Annotated in this window: 28 protein-coding genes; 4 read left to right on the forward strand and 24 right to left on the reverse strand. The window is 69.3% G+C overall.

Annotation, left to right across the window (positions count from 1 at the left end; translation table 11 throughout):
• Positions 1-100 precede the first annotated feature (100 nt).
• Complete coding sequence (locus tag KHF85_RS06270; RefSeq protein WP_284568925.1) at positions 101-583, reverse strand: hypothetical protein; 483 nt, start codon at positions 581-583, stop codon at positions 101-103.
• A gap of 662 nt (positions 584-1,245) precedes the next feature.
• Between KHF85_RS06270 and KHF85_RS06275 the strand changes: the two genes are divergently transcribed.
• Entirely contained in the window at positions 1,246-2,637 is a 1,392-nt protein-coding gene (locus tag KHF85_RS06275) for an amino acid permease (protein WP_284568926.1), read from the forward strand.
• Between the two features lie 153 nt (positions 2,638-2,790).
• On the opposite strand, the gene KHF85_RS06280 is transcribed toward KHF85_RS06275, so the two are convergent.
• The 17 genes from KHF85_RS06280 to KHF85_RS06360 form a co-directional block, all read right to left on the reverse strand.
• Positions 2,791-4,053 (reverse strand): arsenic transporter, encoded by a 1,263-nt coding sequence (locus KHF85_RS06280; protein ID WP_284568927.1) that lies wholly within the window; start codon positions 4,051-4,053, stop codon positions 2,791-2,793.
• Positions 4,054-4,360: 307 nt separating this feature from the next.
• Complete coding sequence (locus tag KHF85_RS06285; RefSeq protein WP_284568928.1) at positions 4,361-4,810, reverse strand: hypothetical protein; 450 nt, start codon at positions 4,808-4,810, stop codon at positions 4,361-4,363.
• A 330-nt stretch (positions 4,811-5,140) separates the two neighbouring features.
• Positions 5,141-5,974: a carboxylesterase family protein gene (locus KHF85_RS06290; RefSeq protein ID WP_284568929.1), complete on the reverse strand. Its 834-nt coding sequence runs from the start codon at positions 5,972-5,974 to the stop codon at positions 5,141-5,143.
• Positions 5,975-6,211: 237 nt separating this feature from the next.
• On the reverse strand, positions 6,212-7,570 hold the full coding sequence (mgtE, locus tag KHF85_RS06295; protein WP_003478109.1) for a magnesium transporter: 1,359 nt from the start codon (positions 7,568-7,570) through the stop codon (positions 6,212-6,214).
• Positions 7,571-7,808: 238 nt separating this feature from the next.
• Positions 7,809-9,548: a phosphoenolpyruvate--protein phosphotransferase gene (ptsP, locus tag KHF85_RS06300; protein ID WP_284568930.1), complete on the reverse strand. Its 1,740-nt coding sequence runs from the start codon at positions 9,546-9,548 to the stop codon at positions 7,809-7,811.
• A gap of 58 nt (positions 9,549-9,606) precedes the next feature.
• Positions 9,607-9,876 carry an HPr family phosphocarrier protein gene (locus KHF85_RS06305; RefSeq protein ID WP_009591660.1) on the reverse strand — a complete coding sequence of 90 codons (270 nt, stop codon included), beginning with the start codon at positions 9,874-9,876 and terminating at the stop codon, positions 9,607-9,609.
• Positions 9,869-10,261 carry a PTS sugar transporter subunit IIA gene (locus tag KHF85_RS06310; protein ID WP_009591662.1) on the reverse strand — a complete coding sequence of 131 codons (393 nt, stop codon included), beginning with the start codon at positions 10,259-10,261 and terminating at the stop codon, positions 9,869-9,871. Before KHF85_RS06310 ends, KHF85_RS06305 begins: the two co-directional genes overlap by 8 nt.
• Positions 10,262-10,415: 154 nt before the next feature.
• Positions 10,416-11,294, reverse strand: coding sequence for an RNase adapter RapZ (gene rapZ / locus KHF85_RS06315; RefSeq protein WP_009591664.1), 879 nt, complete (start codon positions 11,292-11,294; stop codon positions 10,416-10,418).
• Positions 11,291-12,241 (reverse strand): HPr(Ser) kinase/phosphatase, encoded by a 951-nt coding sequence (hprK, locus tag KHF85_RS06320; protein WP_004425835.1) that lies wholly within the window; start codon positions 12,239-12,241, stop codon positions 11,291-11,293. Before hprK ends, rapZ begins: the two co-directional genes overlap by 4 nt.
• Positions 12,242-12,243: 2 nt before the next feature.
• Complete coding sequence (locus tag KHF85_RS06325; RefSeq protein WP_284568931.1) at positions 12,244-12,699, reverse strand: PTS sugar transporter subunit IIA; 456 nt, start codon at positions 12,697-12,699, stop codon at positions 12,244-12,246.
• A 39-nt stretch (positions 12,700-12,738) separates the two neighbouring features.
• The gene (gene hpf / locus KHF85_RS06330; RefSeq protein ID WP_003478125.1) at positions 12,739-13,056 is read right to left on the reverse strand and encodes a ribosome hibernation-promoting factor, HPF/YfiA family; all 318 of its coding nucleotides are present in this window, start codon (positions 13,054-13,056) and stop codon (positions 12,739-12,741) included.
• A gap of 57 nt (positions 13,057-13,113) precedes the next feature.
• Positions 13,114-14,562 (reverse strand): RNA polymerase factor sigma-54, encoded by a 1,449-nt coding sequence (locus tag KHF85_RS06335; RefSeq protein WP_284568932.1) that lies wholly within the window; start codon positions 14,560-14,562, stop codon positions 13,114-13,116.
• A gap of 43 nt (positions 14,563-14,605) precedes the next feature.
• On the reverse strand, positions 14,606-15,325 hold the full coding sequence (gene lptB / locus KHF85_RS06340; RefSeq protein WP_064538881.1) for an LPS export ABC transporter ATP-binding protein: 720 nt from the start codon (positions 15,323-15,325) through the stop codon (positions 14,606-14,608).
• Positions 15,325-15,924 (reverse strand): lipopolysaccharide transport periplasmic protein LptA, encoded by a 600-nt coding sequence (gene lptA, locus KHF85_RS06345; RefSeq protein ID WP_053839033.1) that lies wholly within the window; start codon positions 15,922-15,924, stop codon positions 15,325-15,327. The genes lptB and lptA overlap by 1 nt, the downstream gene beginning before the upstream one ends.
• A complete protein-coding gene (gene lptC / locus KHF85_RS06350) occupies positions 15,902-16,468 on the reverse strand; it encodes an LPS export ABC transporter periplasmic protein LptC (protein ID WP_284568933.1) in 567 nt (188 codons plus the stop codon). The genes lptA and lptC overlap by 23 nt, the downstream gene beginning before the upstream one ends.
• Positions 16,465-17,013, reverse strand: a complete 549-nt coding sequence (locus KHF85_RS06355) for a KdsC family phosphatase (protein ID WP_284568934.1) — start codon at positions 17,011-17,013, stop codon at positions 16,465-16,467. Before KHF85_RS06355 ends, lptC begins: the two co-directional genes overlap by 4 nt.
• 91 nt (positions 17,014-17,104) lie before the next feature.
• Positions 17,105-18,106, reverse strand: a complete 1,002-nt coding sequence (locus tag KHF85_RS06360; RefSeq protein ID WP_284568935.1) for a KpsF/GutQ family sugar-phosphate isomerase — start codon at positions 18,104-18,106, stop codon at positions 17,105-17,107.
• 52 nt (positions 18,107-18,158) lie between these two features.
• On the opposite strand from KHF85_RS06360, the gene KHF85_RS06365 reads away from it, so the two are divergent.
• The 3 genes from KHF85_RS06365 (at position 18,159) to KHF85_RS06375 (ending at position 20,055) form a co-directional block, all read left to right on the forward strand.
• Positions 18,159-18,389, forward strand: a complete 231-nt coding sequence (locus KHF85_RS06365) for a BolA family protein (protein WP_284568936.1) — start codon at positions 18,159-18,161, stop codon at positions 18,387-18,389.
• Between the two features lie 65 nt (positions 18,390-18,454).
• The gene (gene murA / locus KHF85_RS06370; protein WP_284568937.1) at positions 18,455-19,729 is read left to right on the forward strand and encodes a UDP-N-acetylglucosamine 1-carboxyvinyltransferase; all 1,275 of its coding nucleotides are present in this window, start codon (positions 18,455-18,457) and stop codon (positions 19,727-19,729) included.
• Entirely contained in the window at positions 19,726-20,055 is a 330-nt protein-coding gene (locus KHF85_RS06375; RefSeq protein WP_053836041.1) for a hypothetical protein, read from the forward strand. The genes murA and KHF85_RS06375 overlap by 4 nt, the downstream gene beginning before the upstream one ends.
• 122 nt (positions 20,056-20,177) lie before the next feature.
• On the opposite strand, the gene KHF85_RS06380 is transcribed toward KHF85_RS06375, so the two are convergent.
• From KHF85_RS06380 to KHF85_RS06405, 6 genes are all read right to left on the reverse strand, one after another.
• Positions 20,178-20,618 carry a DUF3108 domain-containing protein gene (locus KHF85_RS06380; protein WP_284568938.1) on the reverse strand — a complete coding sequence of 147 codons (441 nt, stop codon included), beginning with the start codon at positions 20,616-20,618 and terminating at the stop codon, positions 20,178-20,180.
• Positions 20,596-20,862, reverse strand: a complete 267-nt coding sequence (locus tag KHF85_RS06385; protein ID WP_284568939.1) for a hypothetical protein — start codon at positions 20,860-20,862, stop codon at positions 20,596-20,598. Before KHF85_RS06385 ends, KHF85_RS06380 begins: the two co-directional genes overlap by 23 nt.
• Before the next feature lie 663 nt (positions 20,863-21,525).
• The gene (locus KHF85_RS06390; RefSeq protein ID WP_284568940.1) at positions 21,526-22,209 is read right to left on the reverse strand and encodes a DUF3108 domain-containing protein; all 684 of its coding nucleotides are present in this window, start codon (positions 22,207-22,209) and stop codon (positions 21,526-21,528) included.
• Positions 22,210-22,211: 2 nt separating this feature from the next.
• Positions 22,212-23,063 carry a DUF3108 domain-containing protein gene (locus tag KHF85_RS06395; protein ID WP_284568941.1) on the reverse strand — a complete coding sequence of 284 codons (852 nt, stop codon included), beginning with the start codon at positions 23,061-23,063 and terminating at the stop codon, positions 22,212-22,214.
• 67 nt (positions 23,064-23,130) lie between these two features.
• The gene (gene purN, locus KHF85_RS06400; RefSeq protein WP_284568942.1) at positions 23,131-23,784 is read right to left on the reverse strand and encodes a phosphoribosylglycinamide formyltransferase; all 654 of its coding nucleotides are present in this window, start codon (positions 23,782-23,784) and stop codon (positions 23,131-23,133) included.
• Complete coding sequence (locus KHF85_RS06405) at positions 23,781-24,227, reverse strand: hypothetical protein (protein WP_284568943.1); 447 nt, start codon at positions 24,225-24,227, stop codon at positions 23,781-23,783. The genes purN and KHF85_RS06405 overlap by 4 nt, the downstream gene beginning before the upstream one ends.
• Between the last annotated feature and the right edge of the window lie 10 nt (positions 24,228-24,237).

Genomic DNA, 24,237 nt, shown 5'->3' on the forward strand with positions numbered 1-24,237 from the left:
CCTTGCCGGCGCACGGCCTCTGCGCATTCGTAGGCTTGCTCCTGCAACGAAAACGCCGCGGCCGTCGCCGGCCGCGGCGCTGTGGTGCAGGTGAAGCCGGTTACTCCGGCGAGCCCGGCGACTTGGTGCGCGGGAGCACGTACGAGGTGATGTACTCGCCGTTGGAGCCGTAGACCACGACGATCATCTGGTTGGCGTCCTGGTAAACCACGGTGGCGCTGCACGGGCAGCTCGCGGCGGCGGTGACCATCCCGAGCGGGCGGTCCTTCTCGTCGTTGACGACGATCAGTGGCTCTTGTGCGGCCAAGCCGATCGGCAGGCGCGATTGAGCGCCCGGGGTGACCGCCATGACCGTGATCACCTCGTCCTTCGACGAGTTGATCTGGGCGAAGGTCAGCCCGGACTTCTCGAACGTGTAGACCTTGAACAGCGGCGACAGGCTGACGTTCTTCTTGCCGGCCGGGACGCGTTCGCCCAGGCCTTGGATCGTGTCGTTGGCTTCCAGCTTCTGCCCCGTGGCATGGGTCTGCGCCGCGGTGAATGCGATGGCCAGAACGGCCAGGGTCAACAGGGGTTTGTTCATGGTGTCTCTCCTTGTCTGGATGCAGCGGACCGTTGCGCATGGGCCGGGCGGCAGCCGTGGTCCTTTCCGGCCGAACCGCTCGGTGCAGGCCATCTCCTGGCCTGCCATCACGCGTGCGGGCGGAGCCGTACCTGGCGACCGGCGTAGTGCCTGTGGGCGGCGCTACGCCGGTCATCGAGCAACGCTTCCACCTCGACGCTTTGTTCAGTATTTCTGACGTTAGTATCTCTGTCAATATCTAAAATCAACCACTTGCGTCGTAGGTGGCGAAATCCTGTTGTTTTGTATATCCGAACTTCGGGTGCCGCCCATTGGCGCTGCAGGTCGTGTCCCGTTTGCGCGTGCGCTGGCGGGTTGCGAAGGGCAGGGAGCGCAGGGGAGGGAAGCGAAGGGCAGGGCGATGGGCATGCGCCGGTGGCAGCGCCGCCGCGGCCGTCCGCCGGGCGCGACAGCGTGTCGTGGTGGGGCGGAGCAGTCGCCGCTGACCAGCGCAGCCGCTGCGCCGCACACTCGGTGCCGCTGAGCACAAGCCATGTCCGTCCAGGCGGTGCGGGGTTCGAAGACCTGGCGCGACCCGCTCAGGATCGGCTGCTGCGCGGCGGCGAGCACGGCGCCATCGCGACGCGGTATCGTGTCGCGATTCCTGCCAATCGACGAACCCGATGCCGCATCCGTCCCTGCCTCCCGGTCCCGCCGCGTTCGCCGCGCCTGCCTTGCGCCATGCGCTGAAGCCGCGGCAACTGATCATGATGGGGCTGGGCAGCGCGATCGGCGCCGGCCTGTTCCTGGGGTCCGGCGTCGGCGTGCACGCGGCGGGGCCGGCGGTGCTGATCTCCTATCTGGTCGCCGGCGCGCTGGTGATCATCGTGATGAACGCGCTGGGTGAGATGGCCGCGGCCAAGCCGGCCAGCGGTGCGTTCTCGGTGTATGCGGCCGATGCGATGGGCGCCACCGCCGGCGCGACGGTGGGGTGGTTGTGGTGGCTGCAGCTGGTGATCGTGATCGCCGCCGAGGCGGTGGGCGCGGGCGGCCTGCTGGCCACCGTGTGGCCGGCGTTGCCGGTGCCGCTGGTCGCGGTGGTGTTCATGGCCGCCTTCACCGCGATCAACCTGCTCGGCGTGCGCAATTTCGGCGAGTTCGAATTCTGGTTCGCGATCCTCAAGGTGGTGGCGATCGTCGGCTTCATCCTGGTTGGCGTGGCGCTGCTGGCCGGCTGGTTGCCGAACGTGGTGGCGCCGGGCTGGTCCAACGTCACCGGCAATGGCGGGTTCGCGCCCAAGGGGCTGGCCGGGATCGGCGCGGCGCTGCTGGTGGTGGTGTTCGCCTTCGGCGGCACCGAGATCGTGGCAGTGGCGGCGGCCGAGACCGCGGACCCGGAGCGCAGCATCGCGCGCGCGATCCGCACCGTGGCCTGGCGCATCCTGGTGTTCTACATCGGCTCGCTGAGCGTGATCATCGCGGTGGTGCCGTGGCAGAGCGAGGCGCTGAGTTCGCCGTTCGCCGCGGTGCTGCAGGCGGCCAAGATTCCCGGCGCGGCCACCGGCATCACCCTGATCGCGGTGATCGCGCTGCTGTCGGCGCTCAACGCCAATCTCTACGGCGCCTCGCGCATGATCTTTTCGCTGGCGCAGCGCGGCGAGGCGCCGCGCGTGCTGGCCTTCACCAACGGCCAGCAGGTGCCGTTGCTGGCGGTGCTGGCCAGCGTGCTGTTCGGCTTCGTCGCCGCGGTGCTGGAATTGCTGTATCCCAATCGGGTGCTGCCGACGCTGCTGAACATCGTCGGCGCCACCTGCCTGCTGGTGTGGACGATCTCGCTGCTGTCGCAGTTGATCCTGCGTGCGCGCGCCGATCGCGCCGGCACGCGCCTGCCGTTCCGCATGCGCGGCTATCCGCTGCTGACCGTGCTGGCGCTGGCGATCCTGGCGCTGATCTTCGGCCTGCTGGTGGCCTCGCCCGACACCCGCGCGCAATTCCTGTCGATGGCCGCGCTGACCGCGGCGATCGCGCTGATCAGCGGCGTGGCGCGGCGGCTGCGCGCGCAGCGGGCAGGGTAGGGCACCGCGCTTCCCCTGTAGGAGTGGCTTCAGCCGCGACCGGAAGGTGGGTCATGCGATCAGGCCCGCACAGCACGGAGTTTTTGCGAGAACGCAAAGCCCTCTTGCTCACGTTCGTCGCGGCTGAAGCCCCTACACAAAAGCGGGCACGGCTCAGCCCAGCAACAGCCGCGCGCCCAGCGCGCACAGCAGCGCCGGCGGCATCACCAGCGCGCCGACTTTCAGGAAGCGCCAGAAGCCCACGTCCTCGCCTTCGCGGCGGATCGCGGTCAGCCACAGGATGGTGGCCAGCGAGCCGGTGATCGACAGGTTCGGCCCCAGGTCCACGCCGATCAGCAACGCATCGACCACCAGTTGCGGCGGATGCGCCTGGGCGATGGTGGTGCTGGCGATCAGGCCGGCCGGCAGGTTGTTCATCAGGTTGGAGGCGAACGCCAGCAGCGTGCCGGCCGCACCGGCGGTGGCCACCGGCGACTGCGCCGCGGCGGCGGACAGCGTCTGCGCGAGCCAGGCGATGACGCCGGTGCGCGACAGGGCCTCGACCAGCACGAACAGCCCGGCCACCAGCGGCAGCACCGCCCACGACACCGCCTTGACCAGCGGCAGCGGCGATTGCCGGCCGCCCAGGCACACCGCGGCCAGCGTGGCCAGGCCGGCCAGGCAGGTGGGCAGGCCCAGGTCGCGGCCCAGCGCGGAGACGCCGACCAGCAGCGCCGCGGTGGCGAGGATGCCGGCCAGCGCGAACGCGCCGCCGCGGCTCAGCGGCACCGTGTCCACGCGTTCGGCGCAGCGCCCGCGCAGGTCCTTGCGCTCGGCCCAGTACAGCATGCCGAAGGTGACGCCGATCGCCAGCAGCGAGGGCAGCGCGAACGCGGCCATCCACGCGCCCAGCGTCGGCATGGTGCCGCCGTACAGCACCAGGTTGGCGGGATTGGAGATCGGCAGCACGAAGCTGGCGGCGTTGGCGATCAGCGCGCAGGCGAACAGCATCGGCAGCGGCTTGGCCCCGGCCTTGCGCGCGGCCGCGTATACCGCCGGGGTCAGCACCACCGCGGTGGCGTCGTTGGACAGGAACGCGGTGACCACGATGCCGACCCCGAACACCACCGCGAACAAGCGCCGCGGCGAGCCCTTGGCGAGGTTCACCGCGTGCATCGCCACCCAGTCGAACAGGCCTTCGGCGCGTGCGGTTTCCGACAGCAGCATCATCCCGATCAGGAACAGGTAGACGTCGTAGCCCTTCAGCACCGCGTGCCAGGCCTCGGCGCCGGGCATCAGCCCGAGCACCAGCAGCAGCAGCGCGCCGCCCACCGCCCACAGTGCCTCGGGCAGCTTGAACGGCCGCGTGATCACCGCGGCGGTGGCCGCGGCGCAGATGCTCCAGGTGGCGACATTGGCCGCGTGTCCGCTCAGCATGCGCATGCCGCCGGTGCGGTCGGGCAGGGCGCCGGCGCGCGGCGGTTGGCGAGGGTGGTGGCGCGGTCCGCGGCGGACGCGTGGGGAAGGCTGGACATGGGGGCAATCGGCGCGTGCGGTGGTGTGGGAGAAAATGGTTGGCAAGGATAGCAAGCTGGGGGGCGGGACCGGGGACCGGGGACCGGGGACCCGGAGAAGCGGCGAGGGGGGGGGATAGGCCGCGATTGCGCCTTGCACACGGTGCTTGGGCCGTCATGCTCCTGCCGGTCCCCGGTCCCCGGTCCCCGGTCCCCGGTCCCGAGTCCCGCTACGGCACGTACCGATCGATCCAGCCCTGCAAAAAGTCGCTCAGGCCCAGCCTGGCCGGCGGCGACAGGCCGGCGCTGCGGACGAAGCCGGCCGCGGCCTGCGCGAAGTCCTGCTTTGCACGCCGCGTCGCCTGCTGCGCGGCCGCCTGCTGCTGGCGCAACTGCACCAGGTGCAGCGATGGCCGTCCCGGCGGCGCGAACTTCTGGTCGCGGCGCAGGGCATCGGCGGACAGCGTGGTGGCGTGCGCGGCCTGCAGCAGCGCCTGCCTGGCCTGCAGCAACTGCAGCAGCCATTGCCCGGTGTCGCTGAGCCGCCAGGGGGCGGCGGGATCGGAAGTGGCGCTCAGCAGCGGCAGGATCGCGGCATCGGCGAGGCCGGCGGCGCTCGGGTCCAGGCGTTGCAACCGGGCGAGGAAGTCGGCGTGGGCGAAGGCGGGGACGGTTGCCATGGGCGGCGCGGGAAGGAGCGAGCGCGGACTGTACGCGGTTTTGCCAGGCGCGTGGATGCGGCGCGGCCGGAGGGGGCGCGTGCAGTGCGCATGCAGGCCGGGCGTGCAGAATCTGCACGCACACGCGGCGGGCGCGCGCGCCGCCGCGGCGGCGTTCAGGCGCCTTCGGCTGGCGGCCGCTGCTGTTCTGCCTTCGCCTGGTTCGGCGCCGGCAGCGTCGGGCGCAACCCGGTCTGGATGCTGTCGTTGGTGGGACGGGTTCGGTCGCGGCTGAAGCCGCTCCTACATGGGGGCGACGCGCTGCAATAGCTGCCCGTTCGCGCTGCCGGCTCAGCTGCCGCCGGTCGCGGTTTCCGGCGCCGCGTCGGCGGTGTCGGCGCCGCGCTTCTGCGCGAACAGCCATTGCCACATCTTCGGGTTGCGGTAGGTGGCGTCCCAGGCGTTGTGGTTGCCTTCGGGGTATTCGGTGTAGCGCACGTCGGCATCCAGATTCTTGAACGCGCGGTAGATCTTGCGGTCGTCGTGCGGCAACACCACGTCGTCCTCGGCGCCGTGGAAGATCCATACCGGGATCCGCTGCAGGCGCTCGGCCAGCGCGCTGTAGGGATCGGGCAGCTCCGCCACCGGGGTCACCACCAGGTATTCGCGGTCCTCGTGCGGGGACAGGATCGCGCCGCAGACCGGCACCAGCGCGGCGAAGCGCTGCGGCTGCTGCAGCGCGATTTCCCAGGTGCCGTAGCCGCCCATCGACATGCCGGTCAAATAGGTGCGCTGCGGGTCGCCGTTGAATTCGGCGCTGGCCGCGTCCAGCGCCTGCAGCGCCATGGTCGCGTTGATCCCGTTCCATTCCTCATCGTCCGGCACCTGCGGCATCACCACCAGCGCCGGGAAGTCGGCCAGGTGGCGGCGCAGGTACGGGCCCACACCCGAATCGGCCTGCTGCCTGCCGTCGCTGCCGCGCTCGCCGGAACCGTGCAGGAACAGCACCACCGGCAGCGGACCCTGGCGCAACGGCGGCGCCGGCACGAACACCTGGTAGCGGTACAGGCGGCCGTCCACGGTCAGCTGGCGCGACACGAAATGGCCGCTGGCCGGGTCGCTGGGCAGGCTGCTGCAACCGACCATCGACAGGCACAGCAGCATCAGCAACGAACGCATCGACATGGGCGGCCCTCGGCGGTGGAGAGCCCCAGTATCGGTGTCCCGGCCCTTCGGCGACAGAGCGCCGTGCCGCCAGGGCCGGGGGCCGGACATGCGCCAGTCAGGCGCTGGCCGCGCGGCGTTCCTCCTTGCGCGGGCGGGGCGGCGCGGCCCGGCAAGCGCCGGCGACACAGTCGACACCGATGCGCTGCGCGGCGATCCGCTGGCATTCGCGGCAATGCGCAGGCCACCTGGATTGGGCTACAGCAGCACCAGCGTGGCCAGGCCGAGGAAGCTGAGGAAGCCCATCACGTCGGTCAGGGTGGTCAGGATCACGCCGCCGGCCAGCGCCGGATCGAAGCCCAGGCGCTTGAGCGTCAGCGGCACCAGCACGCCGCCGAGCGCGGCGGTGAGCAGGTTGATGGTCAGCGCCGAGCCGATCACCAGCGACAGCAGCGGCTGCTTGAACCACGCCAGCACGATCAGGCCCAGGCCGATGCCCAGCGCCAGGCCGTTGATCAGCGCCACCGCCAGTTCCTTGCGCAGCAACACGGCGAAGTTGGAGGCGCCGATCTGGCCCAGCGCCAGGCCGCGCACCATCAGCGCCAGCACCTGGGTGCCGGCGTTGCCGCCCATGCCGGCGACGATCGGCATCAGCGCGGCCAGCGCCACCAGCTTGGAGATGGTGCCCTCGAACTGGCTGACCACGCTGGAGGCGATGAACGCGGTGCCCAGGTTGATGGTCAGCCACAGCAGGCGGCGCCGGAACGCGCGCCGCACCGGGCTGAACATGTCCTCGTCCTCGTCCAGGCCGGCGGCGCTCATCGCCTGGTGCTCGGCCTGGTCGCGGATGATGTCGACCACGTCGTCGATGGTGATGCGGCCGAGCAGGATGTTGTTGTCGTCCACCACCGGCGCGGAGATCCAGTCGTGGTCGGAGAACTGCCGCGCGACCTCGTCGGCGCCTTCGCCCACGTCGATGGCCGGCTGCTCGTCGTCGATCAGCCGGTTGATCGGGGTGGAATCCTCATGGGTGACCAGCGCGGCCAGCGACACCCGGCCCAGGTACTGGTGGCGGCGGCTGACCACGAACAGGTGATCGGTGTGGTCCGGCAGTTCGCCGCGCAGGCGCAGGTAGCGCAGCACCACGTCGACGTTGACGTCGGCGCGTACGGTGACCACGTCCGGGTTCATCAGGCGCCCGGCGCTGTCCTCGGGATAGGACAGCACCTGTTCCAGGCGCTCGCGGTTCTCGCGGTCCATCGACTTGAGCACTTCGTCGATGACCGTGTCGGGCAGATCCTCGACCAGGTTGGCCAGGTCGTCGATGTCCAGGTCTTCGACCGCGGCGACGATCTCGTCCGGGTCCATGTCCGCGAGCAGGCTTTCGCGCACTTCCTCGCCGACGTGCAGCAGCACCTCGCCGTCGTCTTCCGGATCGACCAGGCCCCACACCACCACGCGCTTGCCGGGCGGCAGCGACTCCAGCAGGTTGCCGATCTCGGCCGGGGCCAGCGTATTGACCAGCCTCCGCACCGGGCCCAGGCGCCCGCTGTCCAGCGCATCGGACAGCAAACGCAACTGCCGCGCGGTCTTGTCGTGGCGGACGGCATCGGCCATGCGCTGCTCCTGAAAGTGGAAGGCCGCGCGCCGACGGCGTGCGGTGGATCAGATGTTCATCGCGACATTATCGCCTGCATGTTGCGGGAAGCACAGCGGTGTGGAGCCGGGACGCGGGACGCGGAAAGGCGACAGCAACAGCGGGCTGCCGATGGCGATGGGGGATTCGCTGCGCCGATGCTGCAGGTCGGTGCGTGGTGCTTTTTTGTCGTAGCGCAGAGAACGCTTGCACTCGCGATCAAGTTCCCGGGTCCCGAGTCCCGAGTCCCGAGTCCCGGCTCCACCGCTCGATCCCCTTCCGATCCCGCGCCTGCAACAACTTGGCGCCGCGCAGGCGCAGCGCCTGCAGGTCGGTGTCGCGGATCACCCGGCGCACTTCCAGCATCGTCGCCGGGTGCAGGCTGAACTCGCGCAGGCCCAGCGCCAGCAGGATCGGGGTCAGCGCCGGGTCGCCGGCGATTTCGCCGCACACCGCCACCGGTTTGGCGTGGGCCTGGCCGGTGGCGATGATCTGCGCGATCAGACGCAGCACCGCCGGGTGCAGCGGCGAATACAGCTCGCCCAGCGCTTCGTTGTTGCGATCGGCGGCGAGCAGGTACTGCACCAGGTCGTTGGTGCCGATCGACAGGAAGTCGATGGCGTCGATGAAGGTGTCCAGCGCGATCGCCGCGGCCGGCACCTCGATCATCGCGCCGAGCTGCACCTGTTCGGCGATGGCGTGGCCCTCGCGGCGCAGTTGCGCGGCGATGCGCTTGAGGTGCCGGCGCATCGCCATGATCTCCTCGCGCGCGCTGATCATCGGCAGCAGCACCCGCACCGGGCCGTAGCCGGAAGCGCGCAGGATCGCGCGCAGTTGCGTGTCCGAGACCTTCGGCCGGGCCAGCGACAGGCGCACGCCGCGCAGGCCCAGCGCCGGGTTCTGCTCGTTGCTCATGGTCAGGCCGGTGCGGTCGGCCTTGTCCGCGCCCAGGTCCAGGGTGCGGATGGTCACCGGCCGCCCGCTCATGCCCAGCACCGCGTCGCGGTAGGTGCGGAACTGTTCTTCCTCGTCGGGCAGCGCGTCGCGCTGCAGGAACAGGAATTCGGTGCGGTACAGGCCCAGGCCGTCGGCGCCGAGCGCATGCGCGCGGGCCACGTCGTCGCGCGACTCGGCATTGGCCAGCAGCACGATATCGACCCCGTCCAGGGTGCGGCTGGGCTTGGAGCGCAACTTGCCGAGGCCGCGTTGCAGCTTGGCCTGGTCGCGCACGCGGGTGCGGTAGTCGCGCAGATCGTCCGGGGTGGGCTCGACGATCACCGCGCCGCGCACGCCGTCCACGATCAGCACGTCGCCGTCGTTGATCTTCTGCAGCGCGTCGGCGACGCCGACCACCAGCGGCAGGTGCAGGCTGCGCGCCAGGATCGCGCTGTGCGACAGCGCGCTGCCGGCGCTGGTGACGATGCCGACCACGCCCTGCGCCTGCAGTTGCGCCAGTTCCGACGGCGCCACGTTCTCGCACACCAGGATCTCGCCGGCCAGGCCGGCGCTGTCGGGCTGGCGCTTCTGCAGGAACGCGTGGATGCGCCCGATCACATGGTCCAGATCGTCCATGCGGCTTTTCAGGTAGGCGTCTTCCATGGCATCGAACACGGTCGCCAGGCGGTCGCGCTGCAGGCGCAAGGCATAGTCGGCGCTGTAGCGGCCGGTGCGGATCAGTTCGTCCAGGCCGTGCAGCAGTTCCGGGTCGTCGAGCAGCAGCGCGTGCAGGTCGAGGAACTCGCCGACCTCCTTGGCCAGGGCGCCGTGCAGGCGTTGGCGCAGGCCGTGCATTTCCTCGCGCGCGGCGTTCACCGCCAGGTGCAGGCGTTCCAGTTCCTCGGGAATCTGCGCGGCGCCGATGCGTTGCTCGGCCACGTCCAGCGCGTGCGGCAGGCGCACGCGCGCGCGGCCCAGCGCGTTGCCGCGCGAGGCGCCATGGCCGGCGATGCGCAGGCTCACCGCGCGCCCTCGCATCGGCGCGGCCGCGTCGTCGCCTGCGGCGGCCGGCGCCGCATGCTCAGCTGTCCTCGTCGAAGCGCCGCTCGAACAGGCCGACCACGGCCTCCAGCGCGTCGGCTTCGTCGGCGCCGTCCACCCGCACCGTCACCGGCGTGCCTTGCGCGGCGGCCAGCAGCATTACCCCCATGATGCTCTTGGCGTTGACCTCGCGGCCCTTGGCCGCCAGCGTGGCGTTGCAACGGAACGAGGACAGCGTCTGCACCAGCTTGGCGGTCGCGCGCGCGTGCAGGCCCAGGCGGTTGGAGACGATGAGTTCGCGTTCAAGCATCGTCGATCACCACGCCGTTGCGCGAGCCGGCGGCCGCGGTCGCAGGCAACTGGTCCAGCCCCTGTTCGGGGTAGTTCATGATCCGCAGCAGCATCGGCAGGCTCAGCGCCGAGACGCGCCGCACGGGGGTACCCAGACGCGCGAGTTTCGCCGCCAGGTTGCTCGGGCTGGCGCCGTACAGATCGGTGACGACCAGCACGCCGGCGCCGTCATCAACCCGCCGCAACGCCGCCGACGCCTGCGGCAGCAGCGCGTCCAGATCGGCATCCAGCGGCACTTCGAACGCTTCGGTCTTCAGCGGCAACTGCCGCAACAGTCCGGTGGCCACGCTCAACAGCGACGCGCCCACACCGGGATGAGTAATCAGGAGAATGCCACAGGCCATTGGGGAACGTTAGCAGGTTGGGCGGGGCGCAGGGAATGGTTCGGGACTCGGGACCCGGGACCCGGGACTTGATCGCGAGTGCGGGCGTTGTCTGCGCTCAGGCGCTCTTCGCTTTTCCGAGTCCGAGTCCCGAGTCCCGGGTCCCGAGCTCCACTCAGTCCTGCTCCCGATGAAACGTCGCCACTTCCGGCCAGCCCTGTTCGCGCGCGTGGCGGGCCAGGCGTTCGGCCAGGTACACCGAGCGGTGCTTGCCGCCGGTGCAGCCGAAGGCGATGGTGACGTAGCTGCGGGTGTCGTTGCGCAGCCGCGGCAGCCAGGTGTCGAGGAAGCCGATGATCTGCGCGGTGTATTGCTGCACCTCCGGCTGCGCGTCCAGGTAGTCGCGCACGCCGCTGTCGCGGCCGGTCAAGGACCGCAGTTGCGGGTCCCAGTGCGGATTGGGCAGCACCCGCGCGTCGAACACGAAGTCGGCTTCGGCCGGCACCCCGCGCCGGTAGGCGAAGGACTCGAACAGCAGCGACAGGCTGTTCTCGTGGGTCAGCGCGAATTCGGTGGTCACCCGCCGGCGCAGCTGGTGCACGTTGAGCGCGCTGGTGTCGATCACCGCGTCGGCCTCGCGGCGCAGCGGTTCGGTCAGCGCGCGCTCGCGCTCGATCGCCTCGGGCAGCGACAGGCCCAGGTGCGACAGCGGGTGCCGGCGGCGGGTGTCGGCGTAGCGCTTGATCAGCGCCTCGTCGGTGGCGTCGAAGAACAGCAGCCGCGCGTCCAGGCCGAACTGCGCCACCGCCTCGCGCCAGCGCGCCAGCTGCGCCAGGTCGCTGTGGCGGCTGCGCACGTCGATGCCCACCGCCAGCTTGCCGGGGCCGACGTCGTCGCGCACCAGGCTCTTGACGAAGGCCGGCAGCAGTTCCAGCGGCAGGTTGTCGACGCAGTAGTAGTCCAGGTCCTCGAAGGTCTTCAGCGCCACCGATTTGCCCGAGCCGGACAGGCCGCTGACGATCACCAGGGTGGAGGTGTTCGCCACCGCGTTCATGGCGTGCGCCGTTCGAGCAGGTTGCTGTGGCGGGCGATGAACATCGCCGCCGGGTCGATGCCCTTGGTGCGCAGGATGTGCAGGCGCGTGGCGGCCTCGGTCAGCACCGCCAGGTTGCGCCCGGGCATCACCGGCAGGGTGATCAGCGGCACGTCCAGGTCGAGCACGTGGCGGGTGCCGGAATCGCCGGTCAGGCGCTCGTAGCCATACGGGGTCGGTTCGGTCATGGGCCGGGTCAGGTGCACGATCAGGCGAAGATACTTGTTCTTCTTTACAGCGGTGTCGCCGAACATGTCGCGCACGTTGAGCACGCCCAGGCCGCGCACTTCCAGCAGGTCCTGCAGCAGTTCCGGGCAGGTGCCGTCGAGCACGTCGGGGGCGATCTGGGTGAATTCCGGCGCGTCGTCGGCGACCAGCCGGTGGCCGCGGCTCAGCAGTTCCAGCGCCAGCTCGCTCTTGCCGGAGCCGGCTTCGCCGGTGACCAGCACGCCGATCGAGTAGATCTCCATGAACACCCCGTGCAGGATCACCCGCGGCGCCAGCGTGCGCGCCAGGTGGTAGGAGAGGTGGTTGAGCAGTTCGTGGCCGCGCTTGGGCGAGCCCCACAGCGGCGTGTCGGATTCGTCGGCGGCCGCGCGCAGGTCTTCCGGGCACGACTGGTTCTTGGTGATCACCAGCGCCAGCGGCCGCACCTGCACGATCTTCTCGATGGTCTCCCAGCGCTGGCGCGCATCCAGCGAATCCAGCCAGGCCAGTTCCTCGGTGCCGAGGATCTGCACCTTGTTCGGGTAGATCGTATTGAGGTAGCCGGCCAGCGACGGGCGCCGCGACACCGCGTTGCCGGCTTCCAGCTCGCGGTGCTCGCCCTTGTGCCCGCCCAGCCAGCGCAGGCCGAGCCGGTCGCGTTGCTGGTCGAACAGTTCGCGGGCGGTGATGCTGGTATTCATGCTCATGCGGCGCTGGCCTGGGGGGCGGCGCCGAGCAGGTCGTGCAGTGCGGCAGCGTCGGGGGCGCGGCGTAGCGCGGCGCGGAAGCCCTCGTCGGAAAACTGTTCGGCCAGTTCCGACAGCAGCATCAGGTGTTGGTGGGTGTAATGCGCCGGCACGGCCATGGCGAAGATCAGGTCGACCTGGCTGCCGTGGCCGTCGAAGTCGATCGGCTGGTCCAGCCGCAGCAGGGCGCCGCGCGGGGCATCGAGATGCGGGGCGCGGCCGTGAGGGATGGCGATGCCATGGCCGATGGCGGTGCTGCCGAGCCGTTCGCGCTCGCGCAGGCTGGCGAAGAGTTCGTCGCAACCGGCCTGCGGACAGGCCAGCAGGCCGGCAGCGGTACGCATCAAGGTGTCGCGATCGGCGGCCGGCAGCACCTGGGTGCGGACGGCCGCTAACAGCTCGGTCAGAGGCATGGATCGGTCAAGGGCATGGCAGGAGCGAGGTGTGCAGGATCACACGATATTGTCGCGCACCTCGGCCGCGTGGTGGTCCTGTTTCTTTTCCTTGTGCTTGATGATCAGCCGGTCGAGCTTGTCGGCGAGCAGGTCGATCGCCGCGTACATGGTCTGCGCGCTGGCATCGGCATGCAGGGTGCGGCCGGGAACGTTGACGGTGGCCTCGACGTGATGGTCGGGCTTGCGCAGCGCCAGCTGGGCGCGGACCTCGATGGTTTCCTCGTAATGCCGCTTCAGCCGCTGCAGCTTGGTCTCCACGTACTCGCGCAAGGCGGGGGTGACTTCGATCTGCTGGCCGTAGGTCTCGATACGCATCGGATACTCCTTGGTTCGGGATTCACCTTATGAACCATTGCCGCCTGCCGCCGACGCTCAACCGATGCGGACGCGTTCGTGGGAAGCGGAAATGTTCATGGCCTCACGATACTTCGCAACCGTGCGCCGCGCTACAGGCACGCCGGCGCCTTTCAGCAGCTCGGCCAGCTTGGCGTCAGAAAGAGGCTTGCGCGGGTTCTCGGCGTCGATCAGGCGCCGCAGCATCGCCTGAATGGCGGTGCTGGAGGCTTCGCCGCCGCTGTCGGTGTCGATGCCCGAGGCGAAGAAGGCGCGCAGCGGGATGGTGCCGCGCGGGGTGCGCACGTACTTGCGGGCGATGGCGCGGGAGATGGTGCTCTCGTGCAGGCCCAGTTCGCCGGCGATCTCGCGCAGGGTCAGCGGGCGCAGCGCCTGTTCGCCGAATTCGAGGAAGCCGGCCTGCTGGCGCAGCAGGCAGCGGGTCACCTTGAGCAGGGTCTCGCCGCGCGCCTCCAGGCTCTTCAGCAGCCAGCGCGCTTCCTGCAGCTGGCCGCGCAGGTAGCCGGCGTCGCTTTCGCCGCACTGGCGGATCAGCTGTTCGTAGCCGCGGTGGATGGTGACCTTGGGCCGCGCGTGCCCGGCCAGCGCCGCATGCCAGACGCCGCGCTGGCGCCACACCACGCAGTCGGGCACCACGTAGGTGTCGGCGCTGAGTTCGCCGATCTGCTTGCCTGGGCGCGGGTCCAGCGAGCGCAGCAGATTCACCGCGGTCTCCACCGCCGAGGCCGGGCGCTTGAGGTCGTGGGCGATGCCGGCGATGCCGCTGCGCGGCAGCTTCTCCAGCGGGCCGTTGGCGATGGTGCGCGCCAGCTCCAGCCCTGGCGTGTCCGCGGGCAGCACGTCCAGCTGCAGGTTCAGGCATTCGCCCAGCGTGCGCGCGGCGATGCCGACCGGGTCGAAGCGCTGGATCTGGTGCAGCACGGTGCCGATTTCTTCCTCCTCCGCGACGATGTCCGGCTGCAAGGTCTCGGCGATCGCGGCCAGCGGTTCGCGCAGATAGCCGTCGTCGTCGAGCGCGTCGATCAGCGCCGCGCCGATGCTGCGGTCGCGTGGCGACAGATGCGACAGGTGCAACTGCCACAGCAGGTGATCGATCAGCGTATCGGGTTCGGCCACGCGCTCGGTGGCGCTGCCCATGTCGTCGTCGTCGTCGAACGAGCCGCCGCCGCCGCCGCTCCAGGCCGGCTCGGCATCGGACCAGGCGTCGCCGTCGTGCTGCGGCACGTTGTCCAGCGTATCGCCGGCCGGCGGCGCGACCTCGGCCTCGCCTTCGGCGCGGCCGGCGCCGGCCACCTCGAGCGTGGGCGCGGCGTCTTCGGCCCATTCCAGCAGCGGATTGCTCTCCACCGCCTCGGCGATCTCCACTTCCAGTTCGGCGCTGGACATCTGCAACAGCTTGATCGCCTGCCGCAACTGCGGCGTCATGACCAGATGCTGTCCCAGCGATGTCTGCAGCCGTGCTTTCATGCCTGTGCCGAACGGGAAAGGGCGTGGGGCAACGCCCGCGCGGTCACAGCCTGAAGGTTTCCCCGAGGTAGACGCGGCGCACGTCGCTATCGGCCAGCAATGCTTCCGGCGCCCCCTGCGCCAGCACGCTGCCCTCGTTGAGGATATACGCCCGGTCGCAGATTCCCAAGGTTTCGCGCACGTTGTGGTCGGTGATGAGCACGCCGATGCCGCGTTGCTTGAGGTGGGTGACGATGCGCTGGATTTCGCCGACCGAGATCGGATCGACGCCGGCGAAGGGTTCGTCGAGCAGCATCAGCCGCGGCTTGGCGGCCAGCGCGCGGGCGATCTCGCAGCGGCGGCGCTCGCCGCCGGACAGGCTGGCGCCGAGCTGCTCGGCGACGTGGCCGATCTGCAGTTCGTCCAGCAGCGAGGACAGTTCGCGCTCGCGTCCGGCGTCGTCCAGGTCTTCGCGCAGTTCCAGCACCAGGCGGATGTTGTCGGCCACGCTGAGCTTGCGGAACACCGACGGCTCCTGCGGCAGGTAGCCGACGCCGAGCTTGGCACGCTTGTACATCGGCAGCGCGGTGATGTCGTTGCCGTCGAGCACGATGCGCCCGGCATCGGCCTCGACCAGGCCGACGATCATGTAGAAGCAGGTGGTCTTGCCGGCGCCGTTGGGGCCGAGCAGGCCGACCACTTCGCCCGCGTCCAGGGTCAGGGCGAACTCGCGCACGACCTCGCGCTGCTTGTAGCGCTTGCGCAGGCCTTCGGCGAGCAGCATCACTGACCCCCTTGCTTGGCCGGGGTGGTGGGCTTGGCCGGCGTCGCGGCGGGCTTGGCGGCCGGTTTGGCGGCCGGCTTGGCGCCAGCGGCCGGGGCGCCGGCCGGCGCCGCGTTCTTCGGCTGGATCACCGTGTGCACGCGGGTGCCGTCGCCGCCGCCCTGCATGTCGCCGGTCTTGGTGTTGTAGACCATGCGCTGGCCGGCATTGGTGCCCTTGGGCGAGGTCATGCGGTAGTTGCCGGTCAACACCACGGTGTCGGTGCCGACCTTGTAGTCGATGTTGTCGGCTACGGCATCCATGGGGGAGCCGTCGTCCAGCTCCTGCTTCAGCGTGGCCTGCTTGCCGGTCAGCACGACGCGGTCGATGTCGCCGTCCTTGCGGAACAGGTCGGCGGTATCGGCATGGATTTCGAGCGTGCCCTGGATGATGACGACATTGCCCGTGTAACGGATCTTGCCGTTGTCATCGAGCATGTTGCCGCTCTGGTTGGCGGAGGTGATATCCATCGGCTGATTCCGATCAGTCGATTTGGCCATCGCCAGGGCGGGCAGCAGCAGGGCGAGCAGCGCGAGCTTAGCGGGCAGCGTTCGGTTCATAGCGGGTCTTGACCTGTGAAAGGAGCTTGTACTGCCGGGACTTCAAGTCGACCTCGAAGCCGACGCCGGACTGCATCATACCGGGCCGGGTCATGGTGACCGGTTCGGCGGTGCGCGCGGTGCTGGTCTGCGGAAAGACGTCCAGGCTCTGGGTACGGAAAGTGGTGGGCGGGATGCTGGGGACCTTGGGGCTGTCGCCGGCGACATCGCCGCGCAGGCGCAGTTCGTTGCCGTCGGCGCTGACCCAGCCGGTCTTGCTGCGCATTTCCCAGTGCTGGCCATTGGCGTCCGGCAGCAGGAACAGCGGGGTTTCGATCGCCATGGTCTGGTCGGCGCGGCTGCGCTCCATCTGCGGTGCGCGCAGGGTCATCGACTCCTTGCCCTGCTTGTCCAGCGCCACGATCTGGAAATCATGCGCGATGTAGTCCGAGCGCGCCTCGGCGTCGGTCGTCGGCGCCCGCTTGCTGCGCTGGTGCCAGGCCGACCAGCCGCTGACCAGCGCTGCGACCAGCAACAGGCCGCCGAGAACGGTGCGCCAGTTCATGCGCCATGCTCCTGCAGCAGGGAGGGGACGTGGCCTTGCGCGGCCAGCAGCACGTCGCACAGCTCGCGCGCGGCGCCTTCGCCGCCGCGGGCGCGGGTCAGCCAGTGCGCGTGCTCGGCGGTCCACGGATGCGCATTGGCCGGGGCCACCGCCAGGCCGACCACGCGCAGCGGCGCCAGATCCGGCAGGTCGTCGCCCATGAAGCACACCTGGTCCAGGCTCAGCCCGCGCTCGTCGCACAGCGCCTGCACCCCGGCACGCTTGTCCTTGACCCCGATCTGCACCAGCAGCCCCAGTTCCTGGCCGCGCTTCTCCGCGGCCAGGCTCGGCCGCGCGGTGATCAGCGCCACCTCGATGCCGTGCCGGCGCAGCTGCACCAGGCCCTGGCCGTCGAGCACGTTGAACGCCTTGCTCTCGTTGCCGTCGCGGTCGTAGTACAGGCGGCCATCGGTCAGCGTGCCGTCCACGTCGAAGCACGCCAGGCGGATGCGGGCGGCGCGGTCGATCAGGTCGGCGGGAAGGTCGGCCAGCGGGGAATAGGGCATGGTTCGCTATATCGGGGCGGGAAGGCCGGCTTTCCAGTAGGCCAGGGCCAGCGGCGCAGGGCGCCGGCAGGCGGTGAACGAGTTCAGGCTGTTAAACCACTCTGGCGCGCAACAGGTCGTGAATGTTGAGCGCGCCGACCGCGCGGCCGTCGCCATCGACCACGATCAAGCCATTGATCTGATGGGTTTCCATCAGCCGTGCGGCCTCGGCGGCGAGCTGGTCGGCGCCGATCGTGCGCGGCTGCCGGGTCATCACCTCGGCGATGCGGGTCTGGCGCACGTCCAGTGCGCTGTCCAGGGTACGGCGCAGGTCGCCGTCGGTGAACAGGCCGAGCAGGCGCCCGTCGCCATCGACCACCGCGGTCATGCCCAGGCGCTTGCGGCTCATCTCCACCAGCGCTTCGCTGAGGCTGGCGTCCTCGCGCACCCGCGGCAGTTCGTCGCCGCCGTGCATCACGTCGGTGATGTGCAGCAACAGGCGCCGGCCGAGGCTGCCGGCCGGGTGCGAGCGGGCGAAATCGTCGGCGGTGAAGCCGCGCGCGTCCAGCAGCGCCACCGCCAGCGCATCGCCCAGCGCCAGCGAGGCGGTGGTGCTGGAGGTCGGCGCCAGGTCCAGCGGGCAGGCCTCGGCCGGCACGCTGACGTCCAGGTGCAGGTCGGCCTCGCGCGCCAGCGTGGACTGCGCGCGGCCGGTCATCGCGATCACCGCGTTGCCCTGGCGCTTGAGCACCGGCAGCAGCATCAGGATCTCGTCGGATTCGCCGGAATAGGACAGCGCCAGGACCACGTCGGCATCGGTGATCATGCCCAGGTCGCCGTGCCCGGCTTCGCCCGGATGCACGTAGAACGCCGGTGTGCCGGTGGAGGCGAGGGTGGCGGCGATCTTGCGCGCCACGTGCCCGGACTTGCCCATGCCGGTGGCGACCACGCGCCCGCGCGAGGCCAGGATCAGCCGGCACGCGGCGGCGAATTCGGCGCCGATGCGCGCGCCGACCGCGCCCAGCGCGGCCTGCTCGATCTCGACCACGCGGCGGCCGCTGGCGACCAAGCTGGCGTCGTCGATCGCGGCGGGGGACAGGGGCGATACAGCCATGCGGATGCCGGTCGGAGGGTAGAATGGTCGATCATTTTATTAGGAAAGCCCGTTGGACGCCGAAACCATCCGTAAACTGATCGAGGCCGGCCTGCCCGGCGCGCGCGCGCAGGTGCAGGGCGACGACGGCGTGCACTTCGAGGCCACCGTGGTCAGCGCCGCGTTCGCCGGCAAGCTGCCGCTGGCCCGCCACCGTATGGTCTACGCGACGCTGGGCGAGCTGATGGGCGGGGCGATCCATGCGCTGGCGCTGACCACGCTGACCCCCGAGCAGGCCGGCTGAGCAGGCCGGCTGCGCCGCGTCCCCGCGTTCCGTTCCGTTTCTTCTTTTCCAATCTCCCGAGACCCATGGCCAAAATCGTAGTGACCGGCGGCAATGCGCTGCACGGTGAAGTGAACATTTCCGGCGCCAAGAACGCGGTGCTGCCGATCCTGTGCGCGACCCTGCTGGCCGATGCACCGGTGGAGATCACCAACGTGCCGCAGCTGCACGACGTGATCACCACGGTGAAGCTGCTCGGCGAACTGGGCGCCGAAGTCACCATCGACGAAGGCACCCTGGCGCGCGGCAGCGCGATCACCGTGGATCCGCGCAAGGTCGACCAGCACGTCGCGCCGTACGAGCTGGTGCGCACCATGCGCGCCTCGATCCTGGTGCTGGGGCCGCTGCTGGCCAAGTTCGGCGCCGCGGAAGTGTCGCTGCCCGGCGGCTGCGCGATCGGCTCGCGGCCGGTGGATCAGCACATCAAGGGCCTGCAGGCGCTTGGCGCGGAAATCAGCGTCGAGAACGGCTACATCAAGGCGACCAGCAACGGCCGGCTGAAGGGCGGCCGCTACGTGTTCGACATGGTCAGCGTCACCGGCACCGAGAACGTGCTGATGGCCGCGACCCTGGCCGATGGCACCACGGTGCTGGAGAACGCGGCGATGGAGCCTGAGGTCACCGACCTGGCCGACTGCCTGATCGCGCTCGGCGCCAGGATCGAAGGCGCTGGCACCTCGCGCATCGTGGTGCACGGTGTGGAGCGCCTGTCCGGCGGCCGCCACGCGGTGCTGCCCGACCGCATCGAGACCGGCACCTTCCTGGTCGCCGCGGCAATGACCGGCGGCAGCGTCACCGTGCGCCGCGCGCGCGCCGACACGCTCGACGCGGTGCTCGACAAGCTGAGCGAGGCCGGCGCCAGCATCGAGACCGGCCCGGACTGGATCCGCCTGGACATGCACGGCAAGCGCCCGCGCGCGGTCAGCCTGACCACCGCGCCGTACCCGGCGTTCCCCACCGACATGCAGGCGCAATTCATGGCGCTCAACTGCGTGGCCGACGGCGTCGGCGTGATCAACGAGACGATCTTCGAAAACCGCTTCATGCACGTCAACGAGCTGCTGCGCCTGGGCGCGGACATCCAGGTCGAAGGCCATGCCGCGATCGTGCGCGGCAGCGAGCGGCTCAGCGGCGCGCCGGTGATGGCCACCGACCTGCGCGCCTCGGCCTCGCTGATCCTGGCCGGGCTGGTCGCCGACGGCGACACCACCATCGACCGCATCTACCACCTGGACCGTGGCTACGAGAACATCGAGGAGAAGCTGGGGGCGCTGGGCGCGTCGATCCGGCGCATCGCATGATCCTCAGCGGCCGCTTCACCCGGCGGCGCAAGGTGCTGCTGGCGGTGGTGATCCTGGTGCTGGCCTGGGTCGGCTACGCCTGGTATGCCGGCATCGCCATCACCCAGGGCATCGAACAGCGCGACATGGACTGGAACGGCGACGGCCAGGTCAGCCGCAGCGAGATCGCGCAGGCGTTCTACGCGGTCGGCGTGACCCGCACTCAGGACGGCCCGCGCCAGTGCAGCACCTTCTACTGGCGCAACAGCGGCGCGCAGATCCGCGTGGATTGCCGCACCAGCTTCGTGCCGGCGGGCAAGCAGGCGCCGGCGACAAAGACGCCATAAGCCCTCCGTGCGCTGATGCTGTCCGCGCATTGCGCGCGGATGCGTACTGTGCGCTCTTGCGCGAGCAGAGGAAAAGAAAAAGGCGCGCCGTGCGGCCCGACTTTTTCCTGATGGCTGCTTGTCTAGTTCAGTGAGTTCATGACCAGAAGCAGCGTTTGTTTGCCGTTGTCGGTTTGCTGGATGCGTACCGGAGCCGGTGCGTCGGGCACGATCCAGGCCAGGGTCTGCTTGCTGCCATTGGTGTAGCTGATTTTGGTCGCATTCTCGGTTTTGCCATTGAAGCTGACCGCTTCAGTGCCGACCACCTGATAGGTCGTCTGTTGCGCCTTGCCCAGGTTCACGATGTTGTAGCTCAGAGGATTGCCTGCGATGACGTCGCTGACGATCGCCAGATTCAACAGCAGCGGGTTCAGGTCGCCAATGGTCAGTGGCACCGGACCGCTTTGCTCGGCTGTGACGTTGCCCGACCACGTTGCTTGCAGGCTATTCCAGTCGTATTGGCCAAGCGCTTCGCTCTTGTTGCCAAAGGTCTTCAATACATCATCGCTGGCGAGCGGGCGCAAACGGCCAGTCGCTGTATCGAATATGGTGGTTTGGTTGAGTTCGGCCAAAAATATTTTTGATATCGAGGTTATAGGTCCACTGATTGTCGCCAGTTTGGGTCAGGGTCATCGTGCCAGTGGCTTGCGCGCCTTGGTAATTGGCTTGGTATTTGGCCTGGAATGGCTCGATTGCCATGGCTGATACGCTTGCCAGGCTCAGTGCTGCGGCAGTGAGTGCGGACAAAGGACCTGAGATGCGTGACATCTTTATACTCCTCTTAATGTTGGTTTATGCGGATCGATGCGGTGCTTGATCGTCTTCATACGTGCAGATGGCGTGCCGGTGTTGCGACGCCATTGGTGTTTTGTCGCAAGGTGTTTCTGCCGCCAACGATCCGTGAGACGCAAGGCACGTTGTGCTTGAGTCGTGCTGGAGATGCTCCATGCCTGGTATTTAATCAATGTATTTAATTAATTACATGCCATTTTCGGCGGCACGGGCACCATGCTACCCAACCGGGTTTGATGTCAACGCAGGTCTGGTTCGTGCGCTGTCCATTTTTGCGAAAAGTGATGGCGCGCATTATTGTTTGCTGATGGAGTTGCGATAGAGGTTCGGTGAGCGCATGGCGGCGGCTTCACTGTTCCAATATGCGGGCTCCATTCCAGCCTGAGGCAGCCACAGTGCGTGGCGCTCGATGGCGTGGCCTAGGGCGTCAGCGTGATGAACCCGCTTCGATCAGGTTTCGTAGACGGCGATGAAGCGCTGCGCCGGGGGGGGGGCCATACGGGTCGGCATGCCGCGATCATGCCCGGGCGCGTGGCGGGCGGCGTAGTACGCCGCCGCCGCCAATCACCGACCTATGCGCGTCGGTGCTGTTGACGCAAGGCGGGCACTGCGGCCCGCTGTATTGCGTGACGCCGTCGCTCAGTGCAGCGTCTTGATGGTCAGGTCCAGCGCGTCCTGGCCGTTCTCGCGCTGCAGGATGCGTACCGGCACCGGCATGTCCGGCACGATCCAGGCGATGATCTCCTTGGAGCCGTCGCTGCGGCTGACCTTGGTCGCCTGCTCGCTCTTGCCGTTGACGGTGATGGCTTCCTTGCCGGCTACCTTGTAGGTCATCGGCTTGGCGCGGCCCTCGTCGACCATGCGGTAACTGGGCGTCTTGCCGGCGTTGACGTCGCGCGCGATCGCCAGGTTGATCAGCAGTGCGTCCATGTCGCCGGGCTGCAGCTTCACCGGGCCGCGGCGGTCGGGCTTGACGTCGCCGGCCCAGGTCGCCTGCGCGGTGCTCCAGTCGTAGGTGGCGGTCACCGCCTTCTTCTTGATCAGGAACAGCGAGCGGTCGTCGCTGCTGAGCGGGCGCAGTTGCCCGCCTTTCTCCTCGAACACGGTGCTCTGGCTCAGATCGGCGACCTGGTTCTTGATCGACAGGCTGTAGCGCCAGCGGTTGTTGCCTTCGCTGGCCAGGGTCATCAGGCCGTTGGCCTGCATGCCCATGTAGCTGGCCTGGTAGTCGGCCTTGAACGGCTCCAGCGCCAGGGCAGGCAGGCTGGCCATGGTCAGCAGGGCGGCGGCGAGGGCGGACAGCGGGCGGGCGATGCGTATCATGGTCAGACTCCTTGGTATTCGGTCAGGCGCAGGTCGATGCGGTCTTCGCCGTCTTCGCGCTGCAGGATGCGCACCGGCGTCGGCACGCCGTTGGCGATCCACAGAATGGTCTCATTCTTGCCGCCGTTGGTGCGCGACACGCGCAGCGCGTCGTAGCTGATATCGCCGACCTGCACCGTCTCGGTCTGCTCGGCGGCGTGGTAGATGTGTTCGCGGACCCGGCCGACATCGACGAAGCGGTAGCTCATGGTCTTGCCGGGCTGCGCGTCGCGCATGATCGACAGGTTGATCAGCAGCGCGCTCTGGTCGCCGGGTTGCAGCGGGATCGGCTGCTGCCGGTCCTTCTTCAGGTCGCCGTCCCAGCGCGCCACGCCCTTGCCCCAGTCGTAGACGCCGGTGACCTTCTTGCCGAAGAACATCGCCTTCTTCACCGTGCTCTGGCTCTGCGGCACGTAGCGCCCGTCCTGGGTGCGGAACACCGTGCTCTGTTCGATGTTGAGGCCGAGGATGCTGGCGAAGCCGCTGCGGCCCTGCACGGCCAGGTCCACGCGCCATTCGTCGCCGCTGCCGTGGCTGACTTCCATGCGCGCATCGCCGGCCTGCTTGCCCTTGTACAGCGCCTGGTAGGTGGCCACGAACGGCTGCAGCGGCGGCGGCGTCCATGGCGCGGCCTGCAGCCCGGGCGTGGCGGCCGCTGCGGGAGCGGCAGGTGTGGCCGGCACGGCCGGCGCTTGCGCGGGTGTCGTCGGCGCGGCGGCCGGCGGCGGCGCTTGCGCCAGCACGCCGACGGCCGGCGCCAGCAGGCCGAGGCAGGCCACGGCGAGAACAGCGAACTGACGCGGAAGGGGCTTCATGGGATCGGCTGCGAGGGAAGGGGAGTGGGCCGCGGAAGCACCGCAGCGGAATCGGGCTGCGGCGTATTCAGGGAATCAGCATGCCTTGGCAATCTAGGCGCAGCGGACTAAACCGGCACTGACCGTCGAGCCAGACGCTGCCATCCCGTTCAGCCAGGCGCCCGGCCGCGGCCAGTTGCAGTACCGCGCACAGCAGCCGGTGCTCGCGCGGCAGCAGGCGCTGCGCCAGGTCGTCCGCGCGGTCGCCGGCCTGCACCGGCACCCGCACCTGCGCGATCACCGCGCCGGCATCCAGTTCCGGCACCACGAAATGCACGCTGGCGCCGTGTTCGGCGTCGCCGGCGGCCAGCGCCTGCGCATGCGTGTGCAGGCCGCGGTACTTGGGCAGCAGCGAGGGATGGATGTTGAGCAGGCGGCCGGCGAAGCGCTGCACGAAGCCGGCACCGAGGATGCGCATGTAGCCGGCGCAGACGATCCAGTCCGGCTGCACGGCGGCGACTGCGTCGCCCAGCGCCTTGTCGAACGCGGCGCGGTCGGGGAAGCCGCTCGGCGCCGCCGACCAGCGCTGCGCCGGCGCCACCTTGGCCAGCGCCGGCGCCTGCGCGCGGTCGCTGAACACCCCGACCACCTGCGCGTCCAGCGTGCCGGCGGCGATCGCATCGAGCAGGGCCTGCAGGTTGGAACCGCGGCCGGAGACCAGCACTGCCAGGCGGATCGTCATCGGCGCAGGTCCTCGAACAACGCGGCGCAGGCAGGGCGCTGCAGCGCCAGCAGGGTCCACACGCCCAGTGCCGTGCCCAGCGGGAAACCGAAACAGCCCAGCGTCGCGGCGGCCTTGCACAGTGTCAGCCGGCGGCGCCTGCGCAGCGCCAGCGCGGCGGCCACGTTCGCCAGCAGCAACGCCAGCCCCAGCGCCAGCAGCACCGAGAACATGACGATCACCGCCTGGCCGTTGTTCGCGTCGTGGGCGCTCTGCCCGGCCGCGGTCTTGGCCGCTTCGTAGTGAATGCCGAAGGCCAGCAAGCCGCCCAGCAACAGCAGCGACAGGCCTTGCAGCCACGCCATCACCGCATACAGGGTGGCCAGGGTGCGGACATCCGATTCGGCGCGCAGGGACGCCAGCCGATCCAGATCCGGGGTGGGCAGGGGCGGGGGGAGCGACATCGTGCGGTCT

The organism is Xanthomonas graminis pv. graminis, from assembly GCF_030168915.1.
Lineage (GTDB): Bacteria > Pseudomonadota > Gammaproteobacteria > Xanthomonadales > Xanthomonadaceae > Xanthomonas_A > Xanthomonas_A translucens.